We start from the raw sequence: 4,381 nt of genomic DNA on the forward strand, positions 1-4,381 counted from the left end.
CTACCACATCGGCCGCGAGGACCAGGACGCCTGCGCCCTCGAGAGCCACGAGAAGGCGGGTAAGGCCTGGGCTGCCGGGAAGTTCGATGCCGAGGTGGTCGGCTGGGACCACCTCGCGCCGATCCTCCCGCAAGGACGCAACGCCCCACAGGCGCTGACCCGCGACGAGTCCATCCGCGACGGCGGCACGCTCGAAGTGATGGCGCGACTCAAACCGGCCTTCCGTTCCGCCGGCACCGTGACCGCGGGCAACTCCTCCACGCTCAACGACGGCGCGTCCGCGGTACTGATCGGCGATGAGGCGACGGCGCAACGGCTCGGGGTCACGCCGCTGGCGCGGATCGTGAGCCGGGCGGTGCATGCGGTGGAACCGCAGTACTTCGGCATCGGTCCGGTCGAGGCGTCCCGCAAGGCGTTGGCCAAGGCGGGGATCGGCTGGGACGACCTGCGGCTGGTAGAGCTCAACGAAGCGTACGCGGCCCAAAGCCTTGCCTGTTTGGGCGAATGGCCCGAACTGGATCGCGACAAGGTGAATGTGAACGGCGGAGCGATCGCGCTCGGGCATCCACTCGGCAGCTCGGGCACGCGGATTCTGACCACTCTGGCGCACGAACTGCACCGTCGCGGCGGCGGCTACGGCCTCGCCACTCTCTGCATCGGCGTCGGCCAGGGCCTGGCGATGGTGATCGAGGCATGAGTCTCAACCAGGGCAGGGAAAGCGATGGGATGAGGAGCAACGGGATGGATCTGGAAGGCGACGAGCTGACCGACGCCGTGGTGGCCAGCTTCGACGGCAGTGAAGATCCGCGGACCAAGACGGTGATGGGCGCACTCGTGCGCCACCTGCATGCCTTCGCGCGCGAGGTCGACCTGACCGAGGAGGAGTGGTTCCAAGCGATCGACTTCCTCACCCGGACCGGGCAGCTGTCGACCGGCACCCGGCAGGAGTTCGTACTGCTGTCCGACGTCCTGGGACTGTCGATGCTGACCGTAGGACTGGCACACCGCACCCCGCCCGGCGTCACCGAATCCACGGTCTTCGGGCCGTTCTTCGTCGAGGGTTCTCCCGAGATCGAGCTGGGCGGCGACCTCGCCAACGGCGCGCCCGGACAGCCTTGCCTGGTGACAGGGCGAGTCCTGGACACCCAGGGCAAACCGATCGCCGGCGCCCTGGTGGAGACGTGGCAGGCCGACGAAGACGGCTTCTACGACGTTCAGAAGGAGACCGACGGTCCGCAGAACCGGGGTCACCTGACAACAGATGCTGACGGCAACTACTCCTTCTGGGCGGTCCGGCCGGTGGCCTATCCGATCCCCGACGACGGACCGGTCGGTGAGCTGCTCCGGACCGGCGGCCGCGGCCCGATGCGCCCGGCGCACATCCACTTCATGGTCACCGCCCCCGGCTTCTCCCGGCTTATCACCCACGTCTTCGCCGCGGGCGACGAGTACCTACGCAACGACGCGGTCTTCGGCGTCAAGGACTCGCTGATCGCCGACTTCACCGAGCATCCGGCCGGGACCGCTCCGGACGGCCGTGAGCTCGACCAGCCCTATTCGACTGTCCACTACGACTTGGTGCTCGCCACGACCGAGGAGACCCACTCGCTATGACCGAACGTTTCGAGACCGACGTCCTGATCGTCGGCAGTGGGCCGGCAGGCGGAGCCGCCTCGCTGTTCCTGTCCACCTACGGCATCGACAACGTCGTGCTGACTCGCTACCGCTGGACCGCGAACACCCCGCGGGCCCACATTACCAACCAGCGCACGGTCGAACTGATGCGCGACATGGGCATCGAGGACCAGATCACCGGTAAGGGCACTCCGCATGAACTGATGGGTCAGACCGCGTTCTGCACCAGCCTCGCGGGCGAGGAGATCGGCCGGATCCGCACCTGGGGCACGCATCCCCGTCGGCTGGCCGACTACACCGAGGCCAGTCCGACGCTCCCCTGCGATCTCCCCCAGACCCTCTTCGAGCCCATCCTGGTCAGTGCTGCGGCAAGCCGCGGAGCCAGGATCCGTTTCGACACGGAGTACCTGTCGCTCGAACAGGATGCCGACGGGGTCACGGCTCATGTGCGGGACCGGCTGAGCGGTTCGGAGTACGAGATCCGGGCCAAATACCTGATCGGTGCGGACGGCGGTCGCAGCAAGGTGGCGCAGGACATCGGGCTGCCGATGGCCGGCGCGATGGACATCGAGGGCTCGATGAACATCGTCTTCGAGGCAGACTTGTCGCACTACGTCGCGCACCGGCCGAGCGTTCTCTACTGGGTGCTCCAGCCGGGCGCGCAGATCGGCGGCATCGGTGCCGGCCTGGTCCGGATGGTCCGGCCGTGGAACGAGTGGCTGATCGTCTGGGGCTACGACATCAACCAGCCGCCGCCGGTGGTCGACGAAGCGATGGCGACCGAGATCGTGCACAACCTGGTCGGCGACGACACCATCGACGTGAAGCTCAAGGGCACTTCGGTGTGGAGCGTCAACCACATGTACGCCGAGCAGGCGTCGGTCGGCCGGGTGTTCTGTATGGGTGACGCGATCCACCGGCACCCGCCGAGCAACGGGCTCGGCTCGAACACCTCGATCCAGGACGCCTACAACCTGGCCTGGAAGCTAGCGCTGGTACTGCGCGGTCAGGCGTCGCCATCGCTACTGGACACCTACGACGCCGAGCGGACCCCCACCGCCAAGCAGATCGTGGATCGGGCGAACAAGAGCCGCACTCAGTTCGGCCAGATCTTCCACGCACTCGGGATGACGCCGGACGCACCGGTCGGACGGACGATCGAGTCACGCAAGGACGACACCCCCGAAGGCGCGGCGCAGCGCGAGGAACTGCGCAAGGCGATCGAACTCAAGGACTACGAGTTCAACGCACACGGGGTGGAACTGGGCCAGCGGTACCGGTCCGCGGCGGTGATCCCGGACGGCACCGAAGAGCCAGCGTACGACCGGGACCCGGAGCTCTACTACCACCCGACCACCTGGCCAGGCGCACGGATCCCACACTGCTGGCTGACCCGTGGCACCGACACAGTGTCGACACTCGACGTGGTCGGCAAGGGCCGTTTCACCTTGCTGACAGGCATCGGCGGCGAAGCCTGGGTCAAGGCAGCAGCCACCCTCGCCGAACAAACAGGCGTCACCATCGAGCCGTATGTGATCGGACCCGGCCGCGAGCTGGAAGACCTCTACGGCGACTGGTCTCGCCTCCGCGAAATCACCGACACCGGCTGCCTCCTAGTACGCCCCGACGCCCATATCGCCTATCGCTCCCACGCACTCCCAACAGATCCGACTGAGGCTCTACGGTCCGCCTTCACCACCCTCCTCGGCGAGGTGTAGTTGCGGGGAGCAACGGCACCGTGGTACGCGTCGGCCGACGCGGTTCGCGAGTTCATAGGTGTGGGTGGTTCGCGGAGTCGGTAGGTGGATGTGGTTCGCGTCGCCGGGCTGCGTGAGTTTGCTAGTCGCGGTGAGGTGAGTCAAGGGCGCTTCGCGGCCCTTCGGGCTCGAACGAGTTCGACCCTTGACACACCTCACCGCGACCAGGGAAAGACGCAGCTACGCCCGGAGCCGCTGAGAAGTACGGCCACAAATTCAGGGGATTCCGCAGGCGGCGGCTGAGCGAGATTCCGGGCCTTTGCGGGGCCGTGGTTCGTCGAGTGGGAGGACTGGGGCAGCGACAGGCCCCACACTCACCACAAATCGATCCCATCCTGCCCCTGGCGTCGCCAAGGACAGGAGGTAGTCACGCCGTCAGCGCTCCCGACCGTCACGTCCCGCCTGAGCGGCGCGTCCACCAGCCCGATCCGGCCACTACCTCCTGTCGTTCCCGACACCGGCCACCCCCAACGCCCCTCGGTGAACCACCTGGCGGTCCGGGCGCACCACCAGACGGAACACGGCGGCACCGGCCTGACAAGCCGGAAACAAACTTGCACCAGGCGACCAAAAAGTTCCGCGCTAACCAGAAACCCCGGTCGGCCGGCCGGTCACAGCAACGGCTCAGCCCCGGAGCCACCATCCACACACACAGAACCCGGCGAAACCGGCCCGGCAAGCGACTACCGCACAGGTTCCCTGGAGTTCTGTGTGTCCGGGCAGCGGCCCGGATCACCCGGGCAGGCGGAACCACCGCAAGCCGCTCCCCCACCAGCCCCCCGGGGATCACCCGGGCGAGTGGAACCACGAATGCAGCTCATACCTCCGCGCGGGATCCGCGTAGCTGCGTCCTTCCCTGGTCGAGGCGGTGGGTGTCAAGGGTCGAACTTGTTCGAGCCCGCAGGGCCGCGAAGCGCCCTTGACACCCACCACGTCGACTAGCACACTCCCGCAGCGGAGACCGCGCAACCACACTGCCAATGCACCGG

3 protein-coding genes are annotated in these 4,381 nt (G+C 67.2%); all 3 read left to right on the forward strand.

Annotated features, from left to right (window positions below; all coding sequences use genetic code 11):
* Positions 1–697 (forward strand): thiolase family protein (locus VFG33_RS31395; RefSeq protein WP_325056612.1); only part of this gene is annotated, 697 nt, incomplete at its 5' end.
* A 44-nt stretch (positions 698–741) separates the two neighbouring features.
* Positions 742–1,614 (forward strand): intradiol ring-cleavage dioxygenase, encoded by an 873-nt coding sequence (locus VFG33_RS31400; RefSeq protein WP_325056613.1) that lies wholly within the window; start codon positions 742–744, stop codon positions 1,612–1,614.
* On the forward strand, positions 1,611–3,353 hold the full coding sequence (locus tag VFG33_RS31405) for an FAD-dependent oxidoreductase (protein WP_325056614.1): 1,743 nt from the start codon (positions 1,611–1,613) through the stop codon (positions 3,351–3,353). Before VFG33_RS31400 ends, VFG33_RS31405 begins: the two co-directional genes overlap by 4 nt.
* Positions 3,354–4,381: the final 1,028 nt, after the last annotated feature.

It is taken from the genome of Kribbella sp., assembly GCF_035687465.1.
In the GTDB taxonomy this organism is placed as follows: Bacteria; Actinomycetota; Actinomycetes; order Propionibacteriales; family Kribbellaceae; genus Kribbella.